20 protein-coding genes are annotated in these 22,763 nt (G+C 68.1%); 6 read left to right on the top strand and 14 right to left on the bottom strand.

Features of this window, described 5'->3' with window-relative positions; translation table 11 throughout:
- The first annotated feature begins 2 nt into the window (after positions 1 to 2).
- From FHW81_RS19320 to FHW81_RS19300, 5 genes are all read left to right on the top strand, one after another.
- Positions 3 to 1,619 (top strand): gamma-glutamyltransferase family protein, encoded by a 1,617-nt coding sequence (locus FHW81_RS19320; protein WP_003102206.1) that lies wholly within the window; start codon positions 3 to 5, stop codon positions 1,617 to 1,619.
- A 671-nt stretch (positions 1,620 to 2,290) separates the two neighbouring features.
- Positions 2,291 to 3,127 carry an outer membrane protein OmpK gene (locus FHW81_RS19315; RefSeq protein ID WP_003102209.1) on the top strand — a complete coding sequence of 279 codons (837 nt, stop codon included), beginning with the start codon at positions 2,291 to 2,293 and terminating at the stop codon, positions 3,125 to 3,127.
- Positions 3,128 to 3,368: 241 nt separating this feature from the next.
- Entirely contained in the window at positions 3,369 to 4,775 is a 1,407-nt protein-coding gene (locus FHW81_RS19310) for a uracil-xanthine permease family protein (protein WP_003102211.1), read from the top strand.
- 92 nt (positions 4,776 to 4,867) lie between these two features.
- Positions 4,868 to 5,533 carry a TetR/AcrR family transcriptional regulator gene (locus FHW81_RS19305; protein WP_003083903.1) on the top strand — a complete coding sequence of 222 codons (666 nt, stop codon included), beginning with the start codon at positions 4,868 to 4,870 and terminating at the stop codon, positions 5,531 to 5,533.
- A 5-nt stretch (positions 5,534 to 5,538) separates the two neighbouring features.
- Positions 5,539 to 6,129: an IMPACT family protein gene (locus FHW81_RS19300; RefSeq protein ID WP_003102213.1), complete on the top strand. Its 591-nt coding sequence runs from the start codon at positions 5,539 to 5,541 to the stop codon at positions 6,127 to 6,129.
- A 6-nt stretch (positions 6,130 to 6,135) separates the two neighbouring features.
- Here FHW81_RS19300 and siaD read toward each other — a convergent pair whose 3' ends face one another.
- The 13 genes from siaD to FHW81_RS19235 form a co-directional block, all read right to left on the bottom strand.
- A complete protein-coding gene (siaD, locus tag FHW81_RS19295; RefSeq protein WP_003083910.1) occupies positions 6,136 to 6,963 on the bottom strand; it encodes a biofilm formation regulator diguanylate cyclase SiaD in 828 nt (275 codons plus the stop codon).
- A gap of 6 nt (positions 6,964 to 6,969) precedes the next feature.
- Positions 6,970 to 7,350: a biofilm formation regulator SiaD modulator protein SiaC gene (gene siaC / locus FHW81_RS19290; protein WP_003083913.1), complete on the bottom strand. Its 381-nt coding sequence runs from the start codon at positions 7,348 to 7,350 to the stop codon at positions 6,970 to 6,972.
- Positions 7,351 to 7,376: 26 nt separating this feature from the next.
- Positions 7,377 to 7,919 (bottom strand): biofilm formation regulator kinase SiaB, encoded by a 543-nt coding sequence (gene siaB / locus FHW81_RS19285; RefSeq protein ID WP_003083916.1) that lies wholly within the window; start codon positions 7,917 to 7,919, stop codon positions 7,377 to 7,379.
- 8 nt (positions 7,920 to 7,927) lie between these two features.
- Positions 7,928 to 9,919, bottom strand: coding sequence for a biofilm regulation protein phosphatase SiaA (gene siaA / locus FHW81_RS19280; RefSeq protein WP_012613456.1), 1,992 nt, complete (start codon positions 9,917 to 9,919; stop codon positions 7,928 to 7,930).
- Positions 9,920 to 10,181: 262 nt separating this feature from the next.
- Complete coding sequence (locus tag FHW81_RS19275) at positions 10,182 to 11,231, bottom strand: protein-glutamate methylesterase/protein-glutamine glutaminase (protein ID WP_003083922.1); 1,050 nt, start codon at positions 11,229 to 11,231, stop codon at positions 10,182 to 10,184.
- Positions 11,232 to 11,250: 19 nt separating this feature from the next.
- On the bottom strand, positions 11,251 to 11,853 hold the full coding sequence (gene cheD / locus FHW81_RS19270) for a chemoreceptor glutamine deamidase CheD (protein ID WP_003102220.1): 603 nt from the start codon (positions 11,851 to 11,853) through the stop codon (positions 11,251 to 11,253).
- Positions 11,854 to 11,858: 5 nt separating this feature from the next.
- Positions 11,859 to 12,701 carry a CheR family methyltransferase gene (locus FHW81_RS19265; RefSeq protein WP_003102222.1) on the bottom strand — a complete coding sequence of 281 codons (843 nt, stop codon included), beginning with the start codon at positions 12,699 to 12,701 and terminating at the stop codon, positions 11,859 to 11,861.
- A gap of 69 nt (positions 12,702 to 12,770) precedes the next feature.
- Positions 12,771 to 14,810, bottom strand: a complete 2,040-nt coding sequence (gene aer2 / locus FHW81_RS19260) for an aerotaxis transducer Aer2 (protein ID WP_003112650.1) — start codon at positions 14,808 to 14,810, stop codon at positions 12,771 to 12,773.
- Between the two features lie 35 nt (positions 14,811 to 14,845).
- Positions 14,846 to 15,331 carry a chemotaxis protein CheW gene (locus FHW81_RS19255; protein WP_003083938.1) on the bottom strand — a complete coding sequence of 162 codons (486 nt, stop codon included), beginning with the start codon at positions 15,329 to 15,331 and terminating at the stop codon, positions 14,846 to 14,848.
- Positions 15,318 to 17,237, bottom strand: a complete 1,920-nt coding sequence (locus FHW81_RS19250) for a chemotaxis protein CheA (RefSeq protein ID WP_003117226.1) — start codon at positions 17,235 to 17,237, stop codon at positions 15,318 to 15,320. Before FHW81_RS19250 ends, FHW81_RS19255 begins: the two co-directional genes overlap by 14 nt.
- A gap of 27 nt (positions 17,238 to 17,264) precedes the next feature.
- A complete protein-coding gene (locus FHW81_RS19245) occupies positions 17,265 to 17,630 on the bottom strand; it encodes a response regulator (RefSeq protein WP_003083943.1) in 366 nt (121 codons plus the stop codon).
- 197 nt (positions 17,631 to 17,827) lie between these two features.
- Positions 17,828 to 18,847: a methyl-accepting chemotaxis protein gene (locus FHW81_RS19240; protein ID WP_369700133.1), complete on the bottom strand. Its 1,020-nt coding sequence runs from the start codon at positions 18,845 to 18,847 to the stop codon at positions 17,828 to 17,830.
- A gap of 345 nt (positions 18,848 to 19,192) precedes the next feature.
- Positions 19,193 to 20,125, bottom strand: coding sequence for a LysR family transcriptional regulator (locus FHW81_RS19235; protein WP_003083951.1), 933 nt, complete (start codon positions 20,123 to 20,125; stop codon positions 19,193 to 19,195).
- 116 nt (positions 20,126 to 20,241) lie between these two features.
- On the opposite strand from FHW81_RS19235, the gene FHW81_RS19230 reads away from it, so the two are divergent.
- Positions 20,242 to 20,994: a 3-oxoacyl-ACP reductase family protein gene (locus FHW81_RS19230; protein ID WP_003106691.1), complete on the top strand. Its 753-nt coding sequence runs from the start codon at positions 20,242 to 20,244 to the stop codon at positions 20,992 to 20,994.
- A 99-nt stretch (positions 20,995 to 21,093) separates the two neighbouring features.
- Here the strand turns inward: FHW81_RS19230 and atsA are convergent, their stop codons facing one another.
- A complete protein-coding gene (gene atsA / locus FHW81_RS19225) occupies positions 21,094 to 22,704 on the bottom strand; it encodes an arylsulfatase AtsA (RefSeq protein ID WP_003162953.1) in 1,611 nt (536 codons plus the stop codon).
- Between the last annotated feature and the right edge of the window lie 59 nt (positions 22,705 to 22,763).

The raw sequence follows: 22,763 nt of genomic DNA, 5'->3' as shown, positions 1-22,763 counted from the left end.
CGATGCTCGACTTCTCCGCCCACGCGCTTCCCTACGCCTCGCAACGTTCGCCGGTCCATGCCCGCCGCGGCATGGTCGCCACCTCGCAGCCGCAGGCGGCGCAGGTCGGGCTGGAGATATTGCGCCGTGGCGGCAATGCCATCGACGCGGCGATCGCCACCGCCGCCGCGCTGACGGTGGTCGAGCCGACCGGCTGCGGGATTGGCGGCGATGCCTTCGCCCTGGTCTGGACCCGCGGACGCCTGCACGGCCTGGACGCCAGCGGGCGCGCGCCGGGCCTGCTCGATCGCGAGCGGGTGCGCGCCGCCGGCCACGAGCGGATGCCGCTGTACGGCTGGACGCCGGTCACCGTGCCGGGCTGTCCGGCGGCCTGGGGCGAACTGTCGCGGCGCTTCGGCAAATTGCCGTTCGAACAACTGCTGCGGCCGGCGATCGAGCTGGCTCGCGATGGCTTTCCGGTCTCGCCGGTGATCGCCCGCCTGTGGCAGAGCGGCCTGGACAAGTTCCGCGCGGCGTTGCCGCAGCGGCCCGAGCTACGGGCCTGGTTCGACGAGTTCCTCATCGACGGCCGGGCGCCGCGCGCCGGCGAGGTGTTCCGCCAGCCGGGCCAGGCCGACACCCTGGACGAGCTGGCGCGCAGCCAGTGCGAAAGCTTCTATCGCGGCGAGCTGGCCAGGGCCATCGTCGGCCACGCCGAGCGCAGCGGCGGCTACCTGCGCGCGGAGGACCTGGCCGGCTACCAGGCGAAGTGGGTCGAACCGATCTCGCTGAACTACCGTGGCTATGACGTCTGGGAGATTCCGCCGAGCGGCCAGGGCCTGATCGCCCTGATGACCCTGAACATCCTCAAGGGCTTCGAATTCGGCGAGCGCGACTGCGCGCGGACCTGGCATCGCCAACTGGAGGCGATGAAGCTGGCGTACGTCGACGGGCTGCACTACATCAGCCAGCCGCAGTCGATGCGGGTCTCGGTCGAGGAACTGCTGCACGAGGACTACGCCGCCAGCCGCCGTGCGCTGATCGGCGAGCGCGCGCTCGATCCCAGCCCCGGCCAGCCGAGGCCGGGCGGCACGGTGTACCTGGCCTGTGGCGACGAGGAGGGCAACCTGGTCTCGTTCATCCAGAGCAACTACCACGGCTTCGGCTCCGGCGTGGTGGTGCCCGGCACCGGCATCGCCTTGCAGAACCGCGGCGCCGAGTTCAGCCTCGATCCGGACCACGTGAATTGCCTGGAGCCGGGCAAGCAGACCTTCCACACCATCATTCCCGGTTTCCTCAGCAAGGACGGCGTGCCGCTCGGCCCGTTCGGCGTGATGGGCGCCTATATGCAGCCGCAGGGCCACGTGCAGATGGTGATGAACCTGGTGGACTTCGGCCTCAACCCCCAGGCTGCCCTCGACGCGCCGCGCTGGCAGTGGCTGGGCGGGCTGCGCGTCGGCATCGAACATGCCGCGCCGCGCGCGCTGGCGGCGGAGCTGGCGCAGCGTGGGCACCAGGTGGAGATCGCCTACGACTCGACCAGCTACGGGCGCGGCCAGATCGTCCTGCGCGACCCGGCCAGCGGCGTGCTCTGTGGCGGCACCGAGCCGCGCACCGATTCGCAGATCGCGGTGTGGTGAGGGGACCCATGTGGGTGAGGCGGGGAGACCTGTCCGGCGGATAATGCCCAAGGCGTATCCACCCTGCGGATGACGAAGCAAGAAGACCCGGCAGGCATAGGCTGCCAGGCGACCCGTACTCGAGCGCGCTCCGCTACGCAACATCGAGAGCGCCTTCTGGATGTCATGCCACCGGAGTCTCCCAGGCCCTGGCGAATTTACGTCCGGGTGTCCTGAAACCCGACGAAAAACCCCATTCGGGGATGAATTCCGCCCGCCGTCTCTGGCATCATCCGCGCCGCTTCTCGCCCGAACGCCGGGGCGGTAATGTGTAGAAAGACCACGCACTGTTTTGTGTACAAAAGTCTGCTGATTCTTTTTGTCACAAATCGTTTTTGTGTATCCAGTTTTCTTCGCGCTGCCAACCCAAAGTCGAGCACGCCCCTCCCGACCACGCACCAGTGCAAGGCAAAAACTGTCCTTGGGGTCAGGTTTTTGCCGTCGTAGAGAGGTTGGAGGCATTTCGCCGCCTTTGTCCAAAACACTGAAAAAACAGGCGTTCCCTTCGCCGCAGGAAACCCGGCGAAGCGCCCGCGCCGTCTTGGCTTCGTTCTTGCTATCCATGGCGAGGCCTGACCGCTCGGACAGGTTCGCCCACTAGAAGAAAAGCTATTCACTCCAGGAGCGTTTCAATGAGCCGCACACTCGCCACCGTGATGCTAGCCGGGGGGCTACTGGCCGCAGGCCAGGCTGTCGCCGAAGACCATGACATGACGCCGACCCACGAGACCGACTCGGGGCCGCTGCTCTGGCACAACGAGAGCCTGACCTACCTCTACGGCAAGAACTTCAAGATCAACCCGCCGATCCAGCAGACCTTCACCCTGGAACATGCCAGCGGCTGGACCTGGGGCGACCTGTTCATCTTCTTCGACCAGATCAACTACAACGGCAAGGAAGACGCCAGCAACGGCAAGAACACCTACTACGGCGAGATCACTCCGCGCCTGAGCTTCGGCAAGCTCACCGGAGCGGACCTCTCCTTCGGCCCGGTGAAGGACGTGCTGCTGGCCGGCACCTACGAGTTCGGCGAAGGCGACACCGAGGCCTACCTGCTCGGCCCGGGCTTCGACCTGGCGATCCCCGGCTTCGACTACTTCCAGCTCAACTTCTACTACCGCAAGCCCGACGGCAACCGCGTGCGCGCCGGCGCCTGGCAGATCACCCCGGTGTGGTCCTACACCATTCCGGTGGGCAACTCCGACATCCTCATCGACGGCTACATGGACTGGGTGATCAACAACAAGAGCGCCAGCACCAGCCGCCGCAACCAGAGCGACTATCACGCCAACCTGCACTTCAACCCACAGGTCAAGTACGACCTGGGCAAGGCCCTCGGCTACGAGCCTAAGCACCTGTACGTGGGCCTGGAGTACGACTACTGGTCCGACAAGTACGGTGTGAAGGACTCGCAGTACTTCACCACCGACCAGAACACCGCAAGCTTCCTGGTCAAGTACCACTTCTGAGTCCGTCGCGCGGGGCTGCCGGCCGGGCCCCGCCAGCGCGCCCCGTCATTGCGCGCCGTGCATCGGCACGGTGCGCGACGGTCGCCTTCTTCGTCCTTGCGTTTGCCTCCCGTTGTCCGCTCGACCCACGCCGGGCGCGCCTTGCAGCCTGAGCGGCAGGAATAAGCTGATCACCTGGACAGCTTTTTGCAGAAGCCGTGCAACCTCCTCCTGTCCGAGGAGCGCCACTTGAGACGGCCCGATGCATAGCGAAGACCAACGCCCCAACGACCTCATCTACGGCCTCGACGACCGGCCGCGCCCGCTTCCCGCCTTCCTTGCCGCGCTACAGCACGTGCTGGCCAGCTTCGTCGGCATCGTCACTCCGCCGCTGGTGATCGGCTCGCTGCTCGGCCTCGGCGAGCACCTGCCGTACTTGATCAGCATGGCGCTGATGGTTTCCGGCGCCGGCACCCTGATCCAGGCGCGCCGGCCGTTCGGCATCGGCGCCGGGATGATCTGCCTGCAAGGCACCAGCTTCGCCTTCCTCGGCGCCGTGCTGGCCGCCGGGATGCTGGTGAAGCAGCGCGGCGGCGGTCCCGAGGAGATCCTCGCGATGATCTTCGGCGTGTGCTTCTTCGGCGCCTTCGTGCAGATCGTCCTCAGTCGTTTCCTCGGCCATCTTCGCCGGGTGATCACGCCGCTGGTCACCGGCATCGTCATCACCCTGATCGGCGTCAGCCTGATCAAGGTCGGCATCACCGACCTCGGCGGCGGAGCCGGGGCCACGGACTTCGGCGCACCGGCCAATCTCGCGCTGGGCGCGCTGGTGCTGCTGAGCATCGTCCTGCTGAACCGCTCGCGCCTGCCCTGGCTGCGCCTGGCCGCCATCGTCATCGGCCTGGCGCTGGGTACCCTGGCGGCCTGGGCGACCGGCCTGTTCGTTCCGCGGGCGTTGCCCGAGCTGCCGCTGGTCAGCCTGCCGCAGCCGTTCCGCTTCGGCTTCGCCTTCGACTGGATGGCCTTCCTGCCGGTGGCGCTGATCTACCTGATAAGCAGCATCGAGACAGTCGGCGATCTGACCGCCAACTGCATGCTCTCGCGGCAGCCCCTGGAGGGACCGGCGTACCTGCAGCGGTTGCGCGGCGGGGTGCTCGGCGACGGCGTCAGTTGCCTGCTGGCAGCCACCTTCAGCGCCTTCCCGAACACCACCTTCGCGCAGAACAACGGGGTGATCCAGCTCACCGGGGTGGCCAGCCGGCACGTCGGGATCTATATCGGCGGCGTGTTGCTGGCGCTCGGCCTGTTCCCCTGGGTCGGCGCGATCCTCCAGCAGATCCCCAAGCCGGTGCTCGGTGGCGCCACCCTGGTGATGTTCGGCAGCGTCGCCGCCGCCGGCATCCGCATTCTCGGCCAGACCGCGATGGACCGCCGCAGCGTGCTGATCATCGCCGCCTCGTTCGGCGTCGGCCTCGGCGTGGCCGCGCAGCCGACCCTGCTCGACCAGATGCCGGCGGTGGTGAAGACCCTGTTCGACTCGGCGATCACCAGCGGCGGCATCACCGCCATCCTGCTCAACCTGCTGCTGCCCGAGGAGCGCGTTGCCGAAGCGGCGCAGGCCAGCGCGAAGGGCGGCGCCCTGGCGCGCTGGCGCAAGCCGCTGGGTTGATACGGGCGTTTGCAAATTTTTCCGCGCCTGGCTTGTGTCCCGCGGCCGGGCTGGGGTATCAACGCGGGGATCACGCCGATGGAAACCTGCGCATGACCCTGACAGTGCCCGCCCACGACCCGGCCGCCCGCGACAAGCCGGCCGGGCGCATCCGCCAGAAGAACGAGGAGGCGATCCTCGCCGCGGCCGAGGAGGAGTTCGCCCGCCACGGCTTCAAGGGCACCAGCATGAACACCATCGCGCAGAACGTCGGCCTGCCCAAGGCCAACCTGCACTACTACTTCGGCAACAAGCTGGGCCTCTACACGGCGGTGCTGAGCAACATCCTCGAACTCTGGGACAGTACCTTCAACACCCTCGGCGTCGACGACGATCCGGCCGAGGCGCTGGCCCGCTACATCCGCGCCAAGATGGAGTTCTCCCGCCGCTACCCGCTGGCCTCGCGGATCTTCGCCATGGAGATCATCAGCGGCGGCGAGTGCCTCACCGCGCATTTCAACCAGGACTACCGCAGCTGGTTCCGCGGCCGCGCCGCGGTATTCGAGGCCTGGATCGCCGCCGGCCGGATGGACCCGGTGGATCCCGTGCACCTGATCTTCCTGCTCTGGGGCAGCACCCAGCACTACGCCGACTTCGCCAGCCAGATCGGCCTGGTCACCGGCCGCAAGCGCATGTCCAGGCAGGACTTCGCCGCCGCCGCCGACAACCTGGTGCGGATCATCCTCAAGGGCTGCGGACTGACCCCGCCGGCGGCCTGAACGCGATGCCGAGCACCCTGCAAGGCCTCGCCGAATACCGCGAGGAAATCCGCAAGAGCCGCTTCCACACCATCGCCGCGCCGGTGGCCGACGAGGACGAGGCGCAGGCGTTCATCGCCGCCCACCGCGACGCTTCCGCCGGACACAACTGCTGGGCCTGGAAGTGCGGCGCGCAGTACCGCTTCAGCGACGACGGCGAACCCGGCGGCAGCGCCGGGCGGCCGATCCTGGCGGCCATCGAGGGACAGGACATGGACTGCGTGGCGGTGCTGGTCAGCCGCTGGTTCGGTGGCATCAAGCTCGGCACCGGCGGCCTCGCCCGCGCCTATGGCGGCGGCGCGGCCAAGTGCCTGCAGCAGGCGCCGCGCAGCGAGCTGGTCGAGCGCTGTCGGGTGCGCTTCGCCTGTGCCTTCGCCGACCACGCGCTGCTCAAGGCGCGCAGCCTGGCGCTGGGCGCCAGCGTGGCGGCCGAAGACTACGGCGCCGACGGCGTCGTCCTGACCCTGGAGTTGCCGGTGGCGCGCTTCGAGGCGCTTCAGGCGCTGCTGGTGGACCTCAGCCGAGGCCAGGTGCGGCCGCAGCGGCTGGACGCCTGAGGAGGCTCAGCGCGCTGGAGCCGGGCGGGAAGGGGCAGGAAGCGGCGGGAGCGCGGCGAACACGCATTTGTCGCGGCCGCTGCGCTTGGCGTCGAGCAGTGCGGCGTCGGCGCGATTGACGGTCTGCGAATAGGTTTCGCCGATGCGGTGTTCGGTAACGCCGACGCTGGCGGTGACGCTCAGCGCCTCGGTGCCGACGCGTACCGCCAGGGTCCGTACGCTGTCGCGCACCCGCTCGAGTACCGGGCCGGCGTCCTGCAGGCGGGTCTGTGGCAGCAGCAGGAGGAATTCCTCGCCGCCCCAGCGGCCGCAGAGGTCGTATTCGCGTAGCTCGGACTCCATGGCCCGGGCGATTTCCACCAGCACCCGGTCACCGCTGTCGTGGCCCCAGGTATCGTTGACCTGCTTGAAGAAGTCCACATCGAGCATTGCCAGCACGTAGCTCTGGCCGTGGCGCTGGGAGCGTTCGTTCTCCTCCCTGAGGCGCTCCAGCAGCATGCGTCGGTTGGGCAGGCCGGTCAGCGGGTCGCGGATCGAGGCTTCCTTCAGCGCCAGGTTGAGGTCGCGCATCATCTGCTGGTAGCGGTCGGAGATCCGCGCCACCTTTTCCAGGCGCCGCAGCTGCTTGTGGTAGCGCTCGGACAGCGACAGGTTCTGCTCCCGCGCCATCGACTGGAAACCGTCGGAGATCCGGGCGATGCGCTCCAGCCGCACCAGTTGCTCCAGCGATTGCTGGCGCAGGCGGGCCAGCGCCTGGTGCAGCGGATGCCCGTGGAACTGCGGATCGGCCAGCAGGCCGTCGATCCAGGCGTCCAGTTCGCGTTCGCGGCTCATCGTCGGCTACTCGTCGTGGGCCTGGATGGCGAAGGGGAAGCTGCAGTCCTCGCGGAACTCCTCGGCCAGCTCGGCGACCCGTTCGTTGCGCCGGTCGTAGTGCCAGCGCAGGCTGACCGGGCGACCGCCCTGGTGGGCCTCTTCGAGCAGGTCGAGGATGTCCATCATGGCCTTGATCGAACTGGTGTTCAGGTACAGCAGGCGCAGGTCCAGTTCCAGCGGCCGCTGCCCGTCGGCGAGGAAGCGCTCGACCCAGTCGATCACCTGGCCGAACAGTTCATAGGAGTTTTCCGGGTAGGAATCGCCTTGCATGGACAGGCGTCCGGCCTGCCAGTCGCCCTGGATGGCGGGCGTGGACTGGGTGCCGGGTATGTGCAGGTCACTCATGATGGTGTTCTTCCTAAAACACGGGGTCAGATCACGGCGCGCAGGCTGAAGAAGGCGCGCCCGTCGGGCTGTTCCTTCAGCGATGCGGCCAGTGGTTCGCTGGACTTGCGGGCGATGTCCAGCAGGCCGAGACCGGCTCCGCTGGCGCAGCCGCTGTCGCGCGGGCGGCGTAGCTGCTCCTTGTAGGCGGCCTTGAGGGCGGCCTTGTCGAGGTTGGCGATGGCCTGGATGCTGCGCACCAGGCTCTGGCCGTCGTCGCGTTCCACCAGGTTGCCGGCGGACACCACGTAGTGGCCGTCCTCGTTGCGGGCGATGGCTACCGTGGCCGCCGCCTCGTGTTCGCCGTAGCCCTTGAGATTGGCGTAGTGGCGGATGTTCTGGGTCATCTCGATGTACACCGCGAAGACGTCCATCGCTTCGCTCGGCTTGGCCTGTTCGGCGTGCAGGTAGTTGCGCAGCGCGTGGCCTATCTCCTCGATCAGGCTGCGCGAGATCGGTCCGTTGAAGCAGAGCAGGATGCGTTGGCGGGTGTAGCTTTCACGCATGGCCAGCAGGTCTAGCGTTTCCATGGGTGCCCCTAGTCGAATCGGAAGGACAGGATGGTGATGTCGTCGCGTTGCGGGTGCTCGCCCTGGTACTCGGCGAGCGTCGCCACGAAGGCCTCGGCCTGCTCGGGGAGCGGCTGCCGCGCGTGGTCGCGGAGCATGTCGGCGAAGCGCCGGCTGCCGAAGCCGAAGCCGTGTTCGCCGCCGGCCTGGTCGAGGAAACCGTCAGTGCTCAGGTAGAAGGTCCAGCCCGGCGCCAGCGGTACCTCGATGTTGCGGTAGTCGCCACGGCGCTTGTCGCCGATCGCCCGGCGCGCGCCCTTGAGTTCCTGGACCTCCTCGCCGTCGCTGGCGTACAGCGAGATCTTCGCCCCGGCGAAGGCCAGCTGGCGGCGCCGGCGGTCGACCCAGACCAGCCCGGCATCCATGTTGGTGGCCAGCGCCTGGGGGATCTGCTCCTGGCTGAGCATGCTGCGCATCGCCTGGTCGGTCTCGCCGAGGATCGCCGCCGGGTCGCGGCTGCCCACCGCCTCGATGGCGTGGTCGATGGCGGCGCGGGCGAGCATGGTCATCAGCGCGCCGGGCACGCCGTGACCGGCGCAGTCGACCACGCCGATCAGGTAGCCGTCGGCCTGCTCGCGGTACACGTAGAAGTCGCCGCCGACCACGTCGCGCGGTTTCCACAGGATGAAGTGATGCTCGCCGAGGGTGGCGCTGAGCTGGCGGTCGGGGAGGATCGCGCGCTGGATCAGGCTGGCATAGTCGAGGCTGTCGCCGATCTTCTTCTGCGCGGCGGCCATCTCGCGGTTGGCTTCCTCCAGCGCCTGGGTGCGCTCCTGGACCTTGTCTTCCAGCTCGGCGGTGTGCCGGCGGACCTGGTCGGCCATGCTGGCGAAGGCCTTCGACAGCGAGCCGATCTCGTCCTGGCGCGCCAGCGGCAGCGGCGTGTCGTAGCGCCCGGCGGCGATCGCCTTGGCCGAGCGCTTGAGGCTGCGCAGGGGGCGCAACAGCAGGCGCTCGACGGCATAGGCGAAGCCCAGCAGCAGGGCCACCAGCAACAGCAGGAACGTGCCCGCCAGCGGCCAAAGCCAGCGGTTGTCGAGGACCTGGGCGGCGTGCAGGTCGACGGCGGTGAGCACGTACCAGCGCAGTTGGGGAATGTAGGCCACGGCGAAGAGTTGCTGGCGGCCGTCGAGGCCGGCCCACAGGCAGTGCACCGAGCCGGCCTTGGCGCGGGCCAGGCGCATGGCCTCGCGCAGGGCGTCGCGCTGTTCCGGCTGGTCGAGCAGGTCGAACACCCGGTGGCGTTCGCTGGCGCCGCCGGCGGCGGAGCTGTAGGCGATCAGGCGGCGGTCCGGGTGGGCCTGGATGGCGCCGTCGTCGCCGACGATCATCGGCGTCACGCCCGGCTCGCGGGCGATGATGAAGTCGTCGAGGAAGCCGCTCAGGTCCAGGCCGCTGCCGGCCAGGCCGATGGGCCGGCCCTGGTCGCGGATCACCAGGTTGAACCAGACCTTGGTCAGGTTCAGCTTGCTGTCGACATTGACGTTGATGTTGTAGGCGGCGCTGTTGCGCAGGGTATTGAAGTACCAGGCGTCTTCCGGGTCGCCGGCCTCCAGGGTGTAGCGCGGCCGTTCGCTGTAGGGTTGGCGGCCGTCGTTGAAGTAGTAGTGCTGGGAGCCGCTGGCGATGATGAAGTAGGCGTGGTCGCGGAAGTCGCCGCGGTAGCCCTCGGCCTCGCGGAAGAACAGCGCGCGGCGCGCCGGGTCGTCTTCCTTCAGCAGCCAGTCGCGGGTCACCACCGATTCGGCGAAACGGCGCGACAACGCCAGTTCGCGGGAGACCGGGGCGAGGATCTTCTGCCGGTGCAGCAGGGTGAAGTTCTTCGCGTAGGCCAGGCCGAAGTGCGTACGGATGTCGTCCATCGCGCGCCAGCCCAGCAGCACCGCCGGGACCAGTGCCAGGGCACAGGCCAGCAACAGCGCCACCACCGATTTGCCGCGCAACCCCCAGTTCGCCGCCATGGCTATCCCTATCAGTTTCTCGCCCGGCCCGCGGCCGAAATCATGGATCGAAAGCGTGTGTCGAACTTTTGGCGAAAGGGCCAATTGTGCAGATGTGCATTATTTCAGGCAACGTAATTTGGTTTTATTTCGCCATTAATTTGACGTCACAATGATGGCGAGCAGGCAAAGGCCCGTGGTTCGGGCCTGTCGTCGGCGGGGTCTCGGCGGGGGAGGTTGCGGGGGGCGGCGAAAAAGCGCAGCGGGCCGGCCAGAATCCCGCTCAGAGGCGGTTGCCGCTGCCGCGCCGGGCGGCTTGCTGGAGCAGCGCGGCGGCGATCCGTTCGAGCGGCAGCACGTCTTCCGCGGCGCCCAGTTCCACCGCTTCGCGGGGCATGCCGTAGACCACGCAGGTAGCCTCGTCCTGGGCCAGGGTGTAGCCGCCGGCCTGGCGGATCGCCAGGAGCCCGCGCGCGCCGTCCTTGCCCATGCCGGTGAGCAGGCCGGCGAGCAGGTTGCGCCCGGCGCAGCGAGCCAGCGATTCGAACATCACGTCCACTGCCGGGCGGTGGCCGTTGACCTGCGCCTGGCGGTTCAAACGCACCACGTAGTTGGCGCCGGAGCGCTGCACCTCCATGTGGTGGTCGCCCGGCGCGACCAGGGCGTGGCCGGGCAGTATGCGGTCGCCGTCGCGCGCTTCGCTGACGCTGAGCCGGGTCAGGCGATCCAGGCGCTCGGCGAAGCTGCGGGTGAAGCCGGGAGGCATGTGCTGGGTGATGACCACCCCGGGACTGTGCGCCGGCAGGCCGAGCAGCACTTCCTTGAGCGCCTCGGTGCCGCCGGTGGAGGCGCCGAGGGCGATGATCTTCTCGGTGCTGAGCAGCGGCGCCGCGCTTTCCGGCGGCGCCGGCGCGTCCGCCGCACGGCGGCGCAGGCGGGCGCGGGCGACGGTCTTGAGCTTGGCGCGGATTTCCTCGGCATAGGCCTGCATGCCTTCGGCGATGCCCAGCCGGGGCTTGGCGATGAAGTCCACCGCGCCCAGTTCCAGCGCGCGCAGGGTGGCTTCGGAACCGCGCTCGGTGAGCGAGGAGATCATCAGCACCGGGGTCGGCCGCGCCTTCATCAGCTTGTCGAGGAAGGTCAGGCCGTCCATTCGCGGCATTTCCACGTCGAGGCTGATCACGTCCGGCGCGTGCTGCTTGATCAGGTCGCGGGCGACGAAGGCGTCCGGCGCGCAGCCGACCAGGCGCAGCTCCGGGTCGGCCTGGATGATCTCCTTGAGCAGGCTGCGGATCAGGGCGGAATCGTCGACGACCAGGACACTGATGGGCATGGCGAGCTCTCCCGGAGAGTCAGAACAGGTCGATGGGGCCGCCGTCCGCGTTGCGGTCGATACGGCGGCGGTAGTCGCGTTCACGCTGCAGCACGGTGTCGTTCTTCAGCTCCACCAGGGACTTCACCAGGACCCGGCCATTGCGCGGGAAGAAGTAGATCTTGCGCGGGAAGGCCTCCAGCACGTCGCTGGCGAGCAGCGGGATACGCTCGGTGGCCAGGTAGTCGAGGGTGAACTCGACGTTGCGCTGGCCGATGGCGGCGCTGATCTGGCGCAGTACCGAGCCGCCGCCGAAGACCTTGGCCTGCAGGCGCTCGCGGCTGGCGCCGAGGGCCAGCATGCGGTTGATCAGCAGTTCCATGGCGTGGCTGCCGTAGCGCGCCGACGGCGAGGCCGGGTCGCCGCCGAGGCCGCGCTCGGGGAGCATGAAGTGGTTCATCCCGGCGATGCCGTTGAGCGGGTCGCGCAGGCACACCGAGACGCAGGAGCCGAGCACGGTGACGATCACCAGGTCTTCGCCGCTGGCGAAGTATTCGCCGGGCAACAGCTTCACCGCATCGCAGGCGAAGTACGGATCGTAGTAGCGGTTCAGCGGCGCGCCTTCCCGGGCCTGGAGATTCATCGCGATCAGGCCGGGCTGTAGACGGTCTGGCCGACGGAGCGCACCAGGTGGCTGGCGTGGACGAAGTTCTCCGAATGCCCGGCGAAGAACAGGCCCTCCGGCCGCAGCAGGGCCACCATGCGTTCCAGCAGGCGGGTCTGGGTCGGCTTGTCGAAGTAGATCATCACGTTGCGGCAGAAGATCGCGTCGAGTTCCCCGGCGATCGACCAGTCTGCCTCCAGCAGGTTGATCTGGCGGAACTCCACCAGTTGCCGCAGTTCCTCCACCACCCGCGCCTTGCCGGCGTTGGGCCCGGTGCCGCGGAGGAAGAAGCGTTTCTTCAGCGGCGCCGGCATCTGCTCCAGGCGCTCCAGCGGATAGACGCCCTGGCGGGCGCAGTCGAGCACCCCGGTATCGATGTCCGAGGCGACGATCTTCACCGGCGGATCGAAGCTGCCCAGCGCCTCCACCAGGGTGATGGCGATCGAATAGGGTTCCTCGCCGGTACTCGCCGCCGCCGACCAGATGCGCAGCGGGCGATGCCGCTGCAACTGGCGGCGGGCGAGGTCGGCGAGCAGGGGGAAGTGGTGGCGTTCGCGGAAGAATGCGGTGAGGTTGGTGGTCAGCGCGTTGACGAACAACTGCTGCTCGCCCGGCTCGCGGTCGAGGTGGGTGAAATATTCGGCGAAGCTGCCGAGCCGCAACAGGCGCAGGCGCCGCGAGAGGCGGCTATAGACCAGTTGCGCCTTGCTCTCGGCCAGGCTGATGCCGGTCAGCCGGTAGAGCCGCTCGCGTACTTGCTGGAAGTCCTCGCGGGTGTAGTGGAACTCCTGGTTGCCGAACACCGGCGAAGGCGTGGAGGTGGGCATTGGCGTCGGGTTTCCCTGGTCGACCCTAAGGGCTTGCCGCCCTCCGCCTGGCGGAGGCGCGGCGTGGTCTCAGAATTCTTCCCAGCCGTCTTCCTTGCGCGCCTTGCTGGCCCGCGCCATGCCGCTGCGGGCCAGCGGCGCCGGCGCGCTGGGGCGTGGCGCGGACGGCCGCGCGCTGGCGAGCTGGACCACGCTCGGCGGAGTGTCCAGCCTGAACACCGCCACCGACTGGTTGAGCAGGCCCGCCTGCTCCTGCATGGCCTCGGCCGCGGCCGCGGCTTCCTCCACCAGCGCGGCGTTCTGCTGGGTCATGTCGTCCATCTGCGAGACCGCGCTGTTCACCTCTTCGATGCCGGTGCTCTGCTCGGCGGAGGCGGCGGCGATCTCCGACATGATGTCGGTGACCCGGCGGATCGCTACCACGATGTCGCTCATGGTCTGTCCGGCCTGGGCCACCAGGGTGTTGCCGTTCTCCACCTTGTCCACCGAGTCGGAGATCAGCGTCTTGATCTCCTTGGCCGCGGCGGCGGAACGCTGGGCGAGGGTGCGCACTTCCCCGGCGACCACCGCGAAGCCGCGGCCCTGCTCGCCGGCGCGGGCTGCCTCGACCGCGGCGTTGAGGGCGAGGATGTTGGTCTGGAAGGCGATGCCGTCGATCACCCCGATGATGTCGGCGATCTTGCGCGCCGACTCGTTGATCGAGGACATGGTGCTGACCACCTTCTGCACCACGGTGCCGCCCTGGGTCGCCACTTCCGAGGCATTGGCCGCCAGCGAGTTGGCCTGGCGGGCATTCTCGGCGTTGAGCTTCACCGTGCTGGTCAGTTCTTCCATGCTCGAGGCGGTTTCCTCCAGGCTCGACGCCTGCTGCTCGGTGCGCGCCGACAGTTCGGCGTTGCCGCTGGCGATCTCGCTGGCGGCGGTGTTGATGGTGTCGGCGGCCTCGCGAATCTGCCCGAGCATCCGCGACAGGCTTTGTGCGGTGTCGTTGGAGAAATCCTTGAGCTGGCCGAAGGTGCCCTGGTAGTCGGCCTCGATGCGCTGGGTGAGGTCGCCCTGGGCCAGCGCCCCGAGCATCCGCGACACGTCGCGCAAGCCGCGGTCGGCGGTATCCACCAGGCTGTTCAGGTCCTTCGCCAGCCTGAGGAAGAAGCCTTCCTTGCCGGCCTCCTCGACGCGCTTGCTGAAGTCGCCGGCGGCCGCCGCCTGCACCAGTTGCGAGACTTCCTGCTCGGCGCGGTGTTCCTCGGTGCGGTCGGTCCATTGCACGGCGGAGCCGAGGCGTTCGTTGGCGTCGTTGAACACTGGCACCACGTCGAGGGAGAAGCGCCGGCCGCCGAGGTTGAGCTCGGCCTTGTGCACGCCGGTGAGGTTGGCCAGCAGGTGCCGCTGGTGCGCCGGATTCTTGTGGAACACGTCGATGTTGGCGCCCATCAGGCGGCCGGCGTCGAAGTTCGGCAGTTGCTTGCGGATATCCGCTTCGGCGCGACCGAGCATCTCGCTGACGGTGCGGTTCATGTAGATGATGTTGAGATCGTTGTCGGCGATCATCACGTTGGCCGAGACGTTGTCCAGCGCGCTCTTGATCCGCGCGTTGTAGGCCGCCGTGGCCAGTTGCGCCGAGGTCGCCTCGGCGGCCCCGCGCAGGCGTTCGCGAACGCCGTCGATGGCTTCGGTGATCTGCGCCTTCTTGCCCGGCAGGCGGTCCATCAGCGGCTCGAAGTTGCCCTGGCCGTAGGCGGTGACCACGCTGACCACCTTCATCTTCACCGCGATGTGCGCGGCCACCAGTTCGTTGACGCCCTTGGCGATGCGCGCCGCGCGACCTTCCAGGCGTTCGGCGGGAATCGTCTGGTCGATCCAGCCGGCTTCGTGCTGGCGGCTCATCTCCGCCAGCCCCGCCTCCAGGCTTTCCACCTGCTGGAGTTCGGCGCGTTGTTCGCGCAGTTGCCGCTGCAGCGCCCGCAGGCTGTCGTAGAGACGCTCGTAGCCGGGCGCCGGGGCCTCGCCGACGGCGGTGTCGAGCTGGCCGTCGGCGAACGACTGGAGGAGCGTGGCGATCCGGTCGGCGCGTTGCTGCGCCACCGCATGTGCATTGAACAGACCCATTTCGATATCCCCTGCCTATCCCTCGTTGGCGCCGCTCAGGCCGCGGCTTCGTCGACCAGCGCCATTTCGCGGCTGGTCATCAGTCTCTCGATGTCCACCAGGATCAACATGCGCTCGCCCGCGGTGGCCAGGCCGAGCAGGTATTCGGTGTCGAAGCTGGCGCCGAACTCCGGCGGCGGCCTGATCGCGTCGCCGCCCAGTGCGATCACGTCGGATACCGAGTCCACCACCACGCCGACGATGCGCCGGCCGATGTTGAGGATGATCACCACGGTGAACGGGTCGTAGGTGACCTCGGCGAGGTGGAACTTGATGCGCAGGTCGACGATCGGCACGATCGCCCCGCGCAGGTTGATCACGCCCTTGATGAAGGGCGGCGCGTTGGCGATCGCGGTGACCTGGTCGTAGCCGCGGATCTCCTGCACGCGGAGGATGTCGATGGCGTACTCCTCGCGGCCCAGGGTGAAGGTCAGGTATTCCTGCGCCGGGCCGTTCGCCTGGCTTGCCTCAGTGCCGTTCATCGGCGGTGTCCTCCCGCGCCGCCAGGCGTGGCAGCGCATCGACGTCGAGAATCAGGGCGACGCTGCCGTCGCCCATGATGGTGGCGCCGGCGATACCCTCCACTCGGCGGAAATTCTGTTCCAGGCTCTTGATCACCACCTGCTGCTGGCCGACCAGTTCGTCCACCTGCAGGGCGAAGCTGCGCCCCTCGGACTCGAGGATCACCACGATGCCCTGCTCCGGCGCCGGCGCTTCGCCGCCGATGCGCAACAGCTCGTGCAGGCTGAACAGCGGCAGGTACTCGCCGCGTACGCGGATCATCGCGTTGTCTTCGCCGCCGAGGCCGCGCACGTCGTCGCTGCGCGCCTGCAGCGACTCGACGATGTAGGTCAGCGGAATCACGTAGTTGACCGCTTCGACGGCGACGATCAGGCCGTCGAGGATCGCCAGGGTCAGCGGCAGGCGGATGCCGATGCGAGTGCCCATGCCGGGCGCCGAGTCGATGTCGATGCGCCCGCCCATGGCACCGATGTTGCGCTTCACCACGTCCATGCCGACGCCGCGTCCGGACAGCTCGGTGACCGCCTCGGCGGTGGAGAAGCCGGGCATGAACACCAGTTGCCAGACCTCGGCGTCGCTCATCCCGTCATGCACCGGCAGGTTGCGCTCGCGGGCCTTGGCGAGGATACGCGGACGCGACAGGCCGCGACCGTCGTCGGAAACCTCCACCACCACGCTGCCGCCCTGGTGGCTGGCGGCGAGCTTCACCGTGCCGCTCGCCGGCTTGCCGGCGGCGAGGCGTTCGGCGGGCGTTTCGATGCCGTGGTCGATGCTGTTGCGGACGATGTGGGTGAGCGGATCGCTGAGTTTCTCGATCACGCTCTTGTCCAGTTCGGTGTGCTCGCCGTGCAGGTGCAGCTCGACCTGCTTGCCCAGGCGCGTGGCGGTGTCGCGCACCAGCCTGGGGAAGCGGCTGAAGATGAAGTTGATCGGCAGCATGCGGATCGACATCACCGACTCCTGCAGGTCGCGGGTGTTGTGTTCGAGCTGGGCCAGGGCGTGCTGCAGGCGCTCGTGGCGGCTCGGGTCGAGCTGCTCGCCGAGCTGGCCGAGCATGGCCTGGGTGATCACCAGTTCGCCGACCAGGTTGATCAGGCTGTCGATCTTTTCCACGCTGACCCGGATCGAGCCGGACTCGCCGTCGCCACGCACGGGTGCGACTGCGCCCCTGGCCGTCGCGGCGACGGCTTGCGCGGGCGCACTGGGCGCGGCGGGGCTGCCGGGGGCGCCGTCGAACAGGCCGAAGGCGCGTTCCTCCGTAGGTGGGGAACCCGGTGCCTCATCGAAGAGGCCGAACGCTTCGCTCGCGGCCGGTGCGCCGGGCGCCTCGTCGAAGAGCCCGAACGCTTCCGGCGCGGCCGCTCGTTCCGGAGCGCCCGGGCCTTCGTCGAAGAAGCCGAAGGCATCGTCGTCCGCGGTTTCCCTGGCGGGCGCGTCGTCGAACAGGCCGAAGCCTTCCTCCGCCGCTTCCTGTTCCGGCACCCGCAGCCAGCCGCGCAGCCGCTCGACCGTCTCCAGCAACGGCACCCCGGGGTCGGGACTGCCGCTGCGATGGGCGTCGAGCAGGCGCTGCAACACGTCGCGGGCTTCGAGGAAGGAACTGATCATGTCCGGCCGCAGGTGCATCTGGCCACAGCGGATGCGGTCGAGCAGGGTCTCCAGTTCGTGGGTGACGGCGGTGATGTCGTCGAAACCGAACATTCCGCTGGAACCCTTGATCGAATGCGCGGCGCGGAAGATGCCGTGCAGCGTCTCGCTGTCCGGCCGGTCCAGGTCGAGACCGATCAGGAGGAGTTCGAGGGTGGCCAGGTGTTCCTCGGTTTCCTCGAAGAACACCTGGAGAAACTGGCTCATATCCTGGGGCATGGGACCTCCCCCGCGGGGGAACGGGAATCAGGGCAGGACCTTGCGCGTCACTTCGAGCAGTTTCGGCGGGTCGAACGGCTTCACCAGCCAGCCGGTGGCGCCGGCGCTACGCCCCTGCTGCTTCATCGCGTCGCTCGATTCGGTGGTCAGCATGAGGATCGGCACGCTGCGGTAGCCGGCCAGGTTACGCAGGCTGCGGATCAGCGACAGGCCGTCCATGTTCGGCATGTTCTGGTCGGTGAACACCAGGCTGTAGCTCTTGCTCTGGGCCTTGCCGAGGCCTTCCTTGCCGTCCGCGGCCTCGTCCACCTCGTAGCCGGCGGACTTCAGGGTGAAGCTCAGCATCTGGCGGATAGACGCCGAGTCGTCGACGATCAGAATCGGTTTGCCCATGGTCTTGCGTCCTCACGGTGTCCCTACCGCAGCGCCAAGCTCGGCGGCGAAGGTGGTGTGTGCCAGGTGGCTGTGACGGAGGGCTCTGATGGCCCTTTGCTAGTTCCAGTAAAGACAATGTCCGGTGGATTTCAATTATTGGCGCCGGTTTCTCGTCGGATAGTTATCCGGTTAGACGGATTGGCTATCGATACCCCTCAGAACAATTCCACTTCGCCCACGTTGACGCTGTTCTGGCTCACCGGGCTGGGCAAGGGCCGGCGTAGTTCCTCGACCTCCCGCGCGACCCGTTCGGGCCATTCCTGGCGCGGCCGCGCCTCCAGCGCGCCGAGGCCGAGGGCGAAGGCGCCAAGACGCGCATGGTGCTTGCGCATCTGGCCGAGCAACTGGCTGCCCATGTCCTGGAATTGCAGGGCGGTGACCGCCGCGTCGACGCCCTGGCCGACTTCCAGCGAGAGCCGGTCCAGTTCGTGGATGACCTTCAGGGTGTGCCGGTTCATCGCCTCCAGGTCATCGAGCATGCCCTGGATCTTGTGCTTGGAATCGAGGGCGAAGGACATGTCCTTGTCGGCCAGTTGCGAGATCGCGCTCTCGGCGTCCTGGATCTCGTGGTGGACCACGTCGACGTGCTTGCGGATGGCGGCGGAAAACTCCGTGGAGCGGGTCGACAGCGCGCGCACTTCATCGGCGACCACGGCGAAGCCGCGGCCGCTCTCGCCGGCTCGGGCGGCCTCGATGGCAGCGTTGAGGGCGAGCAGGTTGGTCTGCTTGGCGATGGCGTCCATGTCCTGGGTCGACTGCAGGATCTCGGTGATCTTCAGGCGCACCTGGTCCATGCGTTCCACCAGTTGCTGCGAGGTCCGGCTGGTTTCCAGGGTAGCCTCGACGAACAGGCTGAGGGTCTGCTGGGTGGTCCTGACGAAGTCCTGGAAGTTGATGCCTTCGTCGACCTGGCCGCGCCCGTCGTAGCGCTCGATCAGCGAATGGGACAGGCCGCGCTGGGTATCGATGCGTTCGGCGAGGCCGTGGAAGCTGTCGCTGAGCTGGCGGATCGCCGAATGCAGCAGTTCGTCGATCTGCCGGGCGTGACCGTCCAGTTGCGCGGTTTCGTCGGCGAGCGCCCGTTGCGCCGCGCTCCAGGCCGGCGAAGCGGCATCCGCCTGCGGGTTGGCATTCGCTACCGCTTGCCGAGGGGCGCGCAGGAGGAGGACGAGCATGGCCAGGCTGGCGAACCAACCGAGCGCCAGGACCAGCCAGACGCCGAGGCCGACGGCATGCAGCCCGGCGCACAACGCCCAGGGTAGGGAAAGCAGGCCCAGCTTCAGCAGCAGGGGCCGGGATGGTAACGAAACACCGAGGGACTCGCGCATGCTGCACTCCATGTGCCGGATCGGAGCAGGGCTTCCAGGCGGTCCCTCGGGACCGTGCGGAAGACGCCTTCCAAGCTCGTCGGCGGCGTTTTCTAAAACTAGAGTCCCAATCGGTAATGTCAAACTGCCGTTTTTCCGGCGAGGCCGGTGCCAGGGCCTTTTCCCGTTTGCCGAGGCGACGGATGGCTGGCGCTAGCCGGTTGGGAAGGCGGAGAAGCGCCGGGCCAGGTCCTGGCGGCGGAAGTAGTCGACGACGAAGTCGACGAAGACCCGGGTCTTGGCCGGTAGCAGCTTGTTCGCCGCGTAGTAGAGGCTGGTGTTGCCGGCGTCGACGTACCAGTCCGGCAGGACCCGCACCAGGGCGCCGGACTCCAGGTAGGCATAGGCGTGCTGCATGCATACCAGGGTGATGCCCAGGCCCATGGCGGCGACCTCGCAGGTGGCTTCCGGGTCGCTCATGGTCATGCGTTCGCGCAGCTCGATCGGCGCCTCCTCGCCGTTGCGCCGGCGCAGCGGCCAGGAGCGCACGCGGCCGGTCTGCGGCGAGCGGATGCGGATCCCGTCGAAGCCGCCCAGGTCGCCTGGATGGCGGATTGGCGGCTTGTCGCGGAGGTAGGCGGGCGAGGCGAGGAGGATCAGGTGGCCCGGCGTTAGGTTGCGCGCCACCACCCCGGGAGGCAGTTCGAAACCGCCGCCGATGGCGGCGTCGAAGCCTTCGCCGATGAGGTCGACCTGGCGATTGTCGAAATGCCAGTCGGGCACGATGTCGGGATAGCGTTCGAGGAACTCGCCGAGCAGCGGCAGGATGTAGTCGCGGCCGAAGGCCAGCCCCATGCTGACCTTCAACGTGCCGCTGGGTTGGTTGCCGACGCTGGAGACGTTGGCGAGAGCGGTCTGGATGCCCTCCAGGCTGCCGCCGACCTCTTGCAGGAAACGCTCCCCGGCTTCGGTCAGGGTCAGGCGCCGGGTGCTGCGCTGGAACAGGCGCACGCCGAGGTTGCTTTCCAGGCGGGCGACGTTCTTGCCCACCCCGGCCGGCGTCAGGCCCAGGCGCCTGGCGGCCTCGGCGAAGCTACCGGCCTCGGCGCTGCGGACGAAGCACTGGATGTTGCTGAGGGTTTCCATGGGAAAGGGCCCGCATAAACCATTGGTATCGGCTGAATATAGCGATTACCCGCTACCAGGTCTGCAATGGACGACGGAAACTCGGGGCCTGTCTATCCACTCCGATGGAGATTTCCATGTCCGTATCCTCTGCATCCCTCGCCGGCAAAGTCGCCTTCGTCCAGGGCGGTTCCCGCGGCATCGGCGCCGCCATCGTTCGCCGGCTGGCCGCCGAAGGCGCCAGCGTCGCCTTCACCTACGTCAGCTCGGCGGACAAGTCCCGGGCCCTGGCGGCCGAACTCGAAGGCGCCGGAGCCAGCATCCTGGCCCTGCATGCCGATAGCGCCGACGCGGCGGCGCTCGTCGCCGCCGTCGACGAAGCGGCGGCTCGCTTCGGACGCATCGACATCCTGGTCAACAATGCCGCCGTCCTCGCCCTCGGTTCGGTGGAAGAGCTGCCGCTGGCCGACTTCGAGCGGACCCTGGCGATCAACGTGCGCAGCGTCTTCGTCGCCACCCAGGCGGCGGTCAAGCACATGGGCGACGGCGGGCGGGTGATCAGCATCGGCAGCACCAATGCCGAACGCATGCCGTTCGCCGGCGGCGCCACCTACGCGATGAGCAAGTCGGCGCTGGTCGGCCTGACCAAAGGCCTGGCCCGCGACCTCGGCCCGCGCGGGATCACGGTGAACAACGTGCAGCCGGGTCCGGTGGATACCGACATGAACCCGGACGACGGCGACTTCGCCGAGGCCCTCAAGGGCCTGATGGCGCTGCCGCGCTACGCCCGCAGCGAGGAAATCGCCAGCTTCGTCGCCTACCTGGCCGGGCCGGAAGCGGCCTACATCACCGGGGCCAGCCTGACCATCGATGGCGGTTTCTCGGCCTGACCCGGGTCGCCTCGTTCCACCCGGCGAAGTAGCCCCTCTCCCCGACCTTCTGGCCAGACGTTCCCTCCTGAAGGGAGAGGGCGAGGGGAGAGGTTCCGCTTATCGCACCAGGAAAGGCGAAGCCCCCTCTACGACACCGGTCTCGCTGACGTATCGCTTCCAATGCTCGATCAGCTCCGCCAGCTTGCCCGGCTGGCTGTCAGCGAGGTCGTGGATCTCGCCCGGGTCGCGGGCCAGGTCGTAGAGCTGCCAGGTGGCCGGGCCCACCGGGGCCGGCAGGTACACCGCCTTCCAGTCGCCCTGGCGGATCGCACGCATGCCGAACAGCTCCCAGCCGGTCACGGTGTTCTCGTCGTGGGCCGCCTCGGTCTCGCCGGAAAGCCAACCCAGCCAAGACCTGCCGCGCGGCTCGGCGATCTCGCGGCCGCGCCAGCGCTTGCCTGGGTGGCGGACACCGGCGAGGTCGAGGAGGGTCGGGGTGACGTCCATCACCGTGGCGAAGGCATGGCTGATCGCACCCTGCCGGCTTAGCCGCGGGTAGCGCACCAGCGCTGGCACGCGAATGCCGCCCTGGGTGGTGAACGCCTTGTACAGGCGCGACGGCGCGGTGGCCGCCTGGGCCCAGCGCGGGCCATACCAGACGTAGGAATTGGCGCGGCCGATATTCTCCAGGCTGTTGTCGTAGTGCCGGTCGAGAAAGCCCAGCAAATCCGGGCCGAATTTCGGAAAGGCCTCCAGCAGGGCGCCTTCGGCGCCGTTGTCGGACATGAACAGGACGAAGGTGTTGTCCAGCTCGCCCTGCCGACGCAGGTAGTCCACGACCCTGCCGATGTTCCAGTCCATGCGCTCGACCATCGCCGCGTAGACCTCCATCGCCCGCGCCGACTTCGCCCGTTCCTCATCCTCCAGGGCCTCCCACTCGCGGCTCAGGGCGAGCACCGGATGGGCTTCGACGTCCGCCTCCACCAGGCCCAGCTCCTTGAGCCGGGCCAGGCGTTCCTGGCGCAGCGCCTCTGGGCCGGCGTCATAGCGGCCGCGGTACTTCTCGACGATCTCCTGCGGCGCCTGCAGTGGCCAGTGCGGCGCGGAGAACGGCAGGTAGGCGAAGAACGGCCGGCTCTGGTCGCGCTCCTTGAGGTAGTGCAGCAGCTTGTCGCCGAAGGCATCGGAGGAATAGAAACCCTCCGGCAGCGTGTCGAGGTAGCGCTCGTCTTCCACGTAGAGCGCCGGCGTGCCCTTGAGAATGCGCGGAGTGCTTTCGTCGTAGGGAGGCTCGAAGCCGTAGTGGTTGGCGGCGCCCGGCAGCAGCGAGAAGGAACGCTCGAAACCACGCGCATGGGGCGTCTGTTCCGGCTTCAGACCGAGGTGCCACTTGCCGGCCATGAGGGTCTGGTAGCCGGCCTCGCGGAGCAGCTCCGGCAGCGCCACCACGCGCTCGTTGAGATGCCCTTCGTAACCCGGCTTGCCTTCCAGTTCCGGGGTCAGCGCCTCGGCCATGGTGCCGATCCCGGCGATGTGGTGGTCGGTGCCGGTGAGCAGCATCGAGCGGGTCGGCGAGCAGGTCGAGGCGGTGTGGAAGTCGGTCAGGCGCAGGCCGGCGATGGCCAGGGCGTCGAGGTTCGGCGTGGCGATCTCGCCGCCGAAGGCGCCGATATCGGAGAAGCCCAGGTCGTCGGCGACGATCACCAGGAAGTTGGGACGTTTGCTCATGCGCGGGTCTCGTCTGGATGGGAGGAGAGGGTGGGGCCCTCGCCCCCGCCCTTCCCGCA

The sequence above is a fragment of the Pseudomonas sp. RC10-4-2 genome (assembly GCF_050433085.1).
Classification (GTDB): domain Bacteria; phylum Pseudomonadota; class Gammaproteobacteria; order Pseudomonadales; family Pseudomonadaceae; genus Pseudomonas; species Pseudomonas aeruginosa.
The sequence above is the reverse complement of the archived record's forward strand: the minus strand, read 5'-3'. Positions and strand labels throughout refer to the sequence as shown.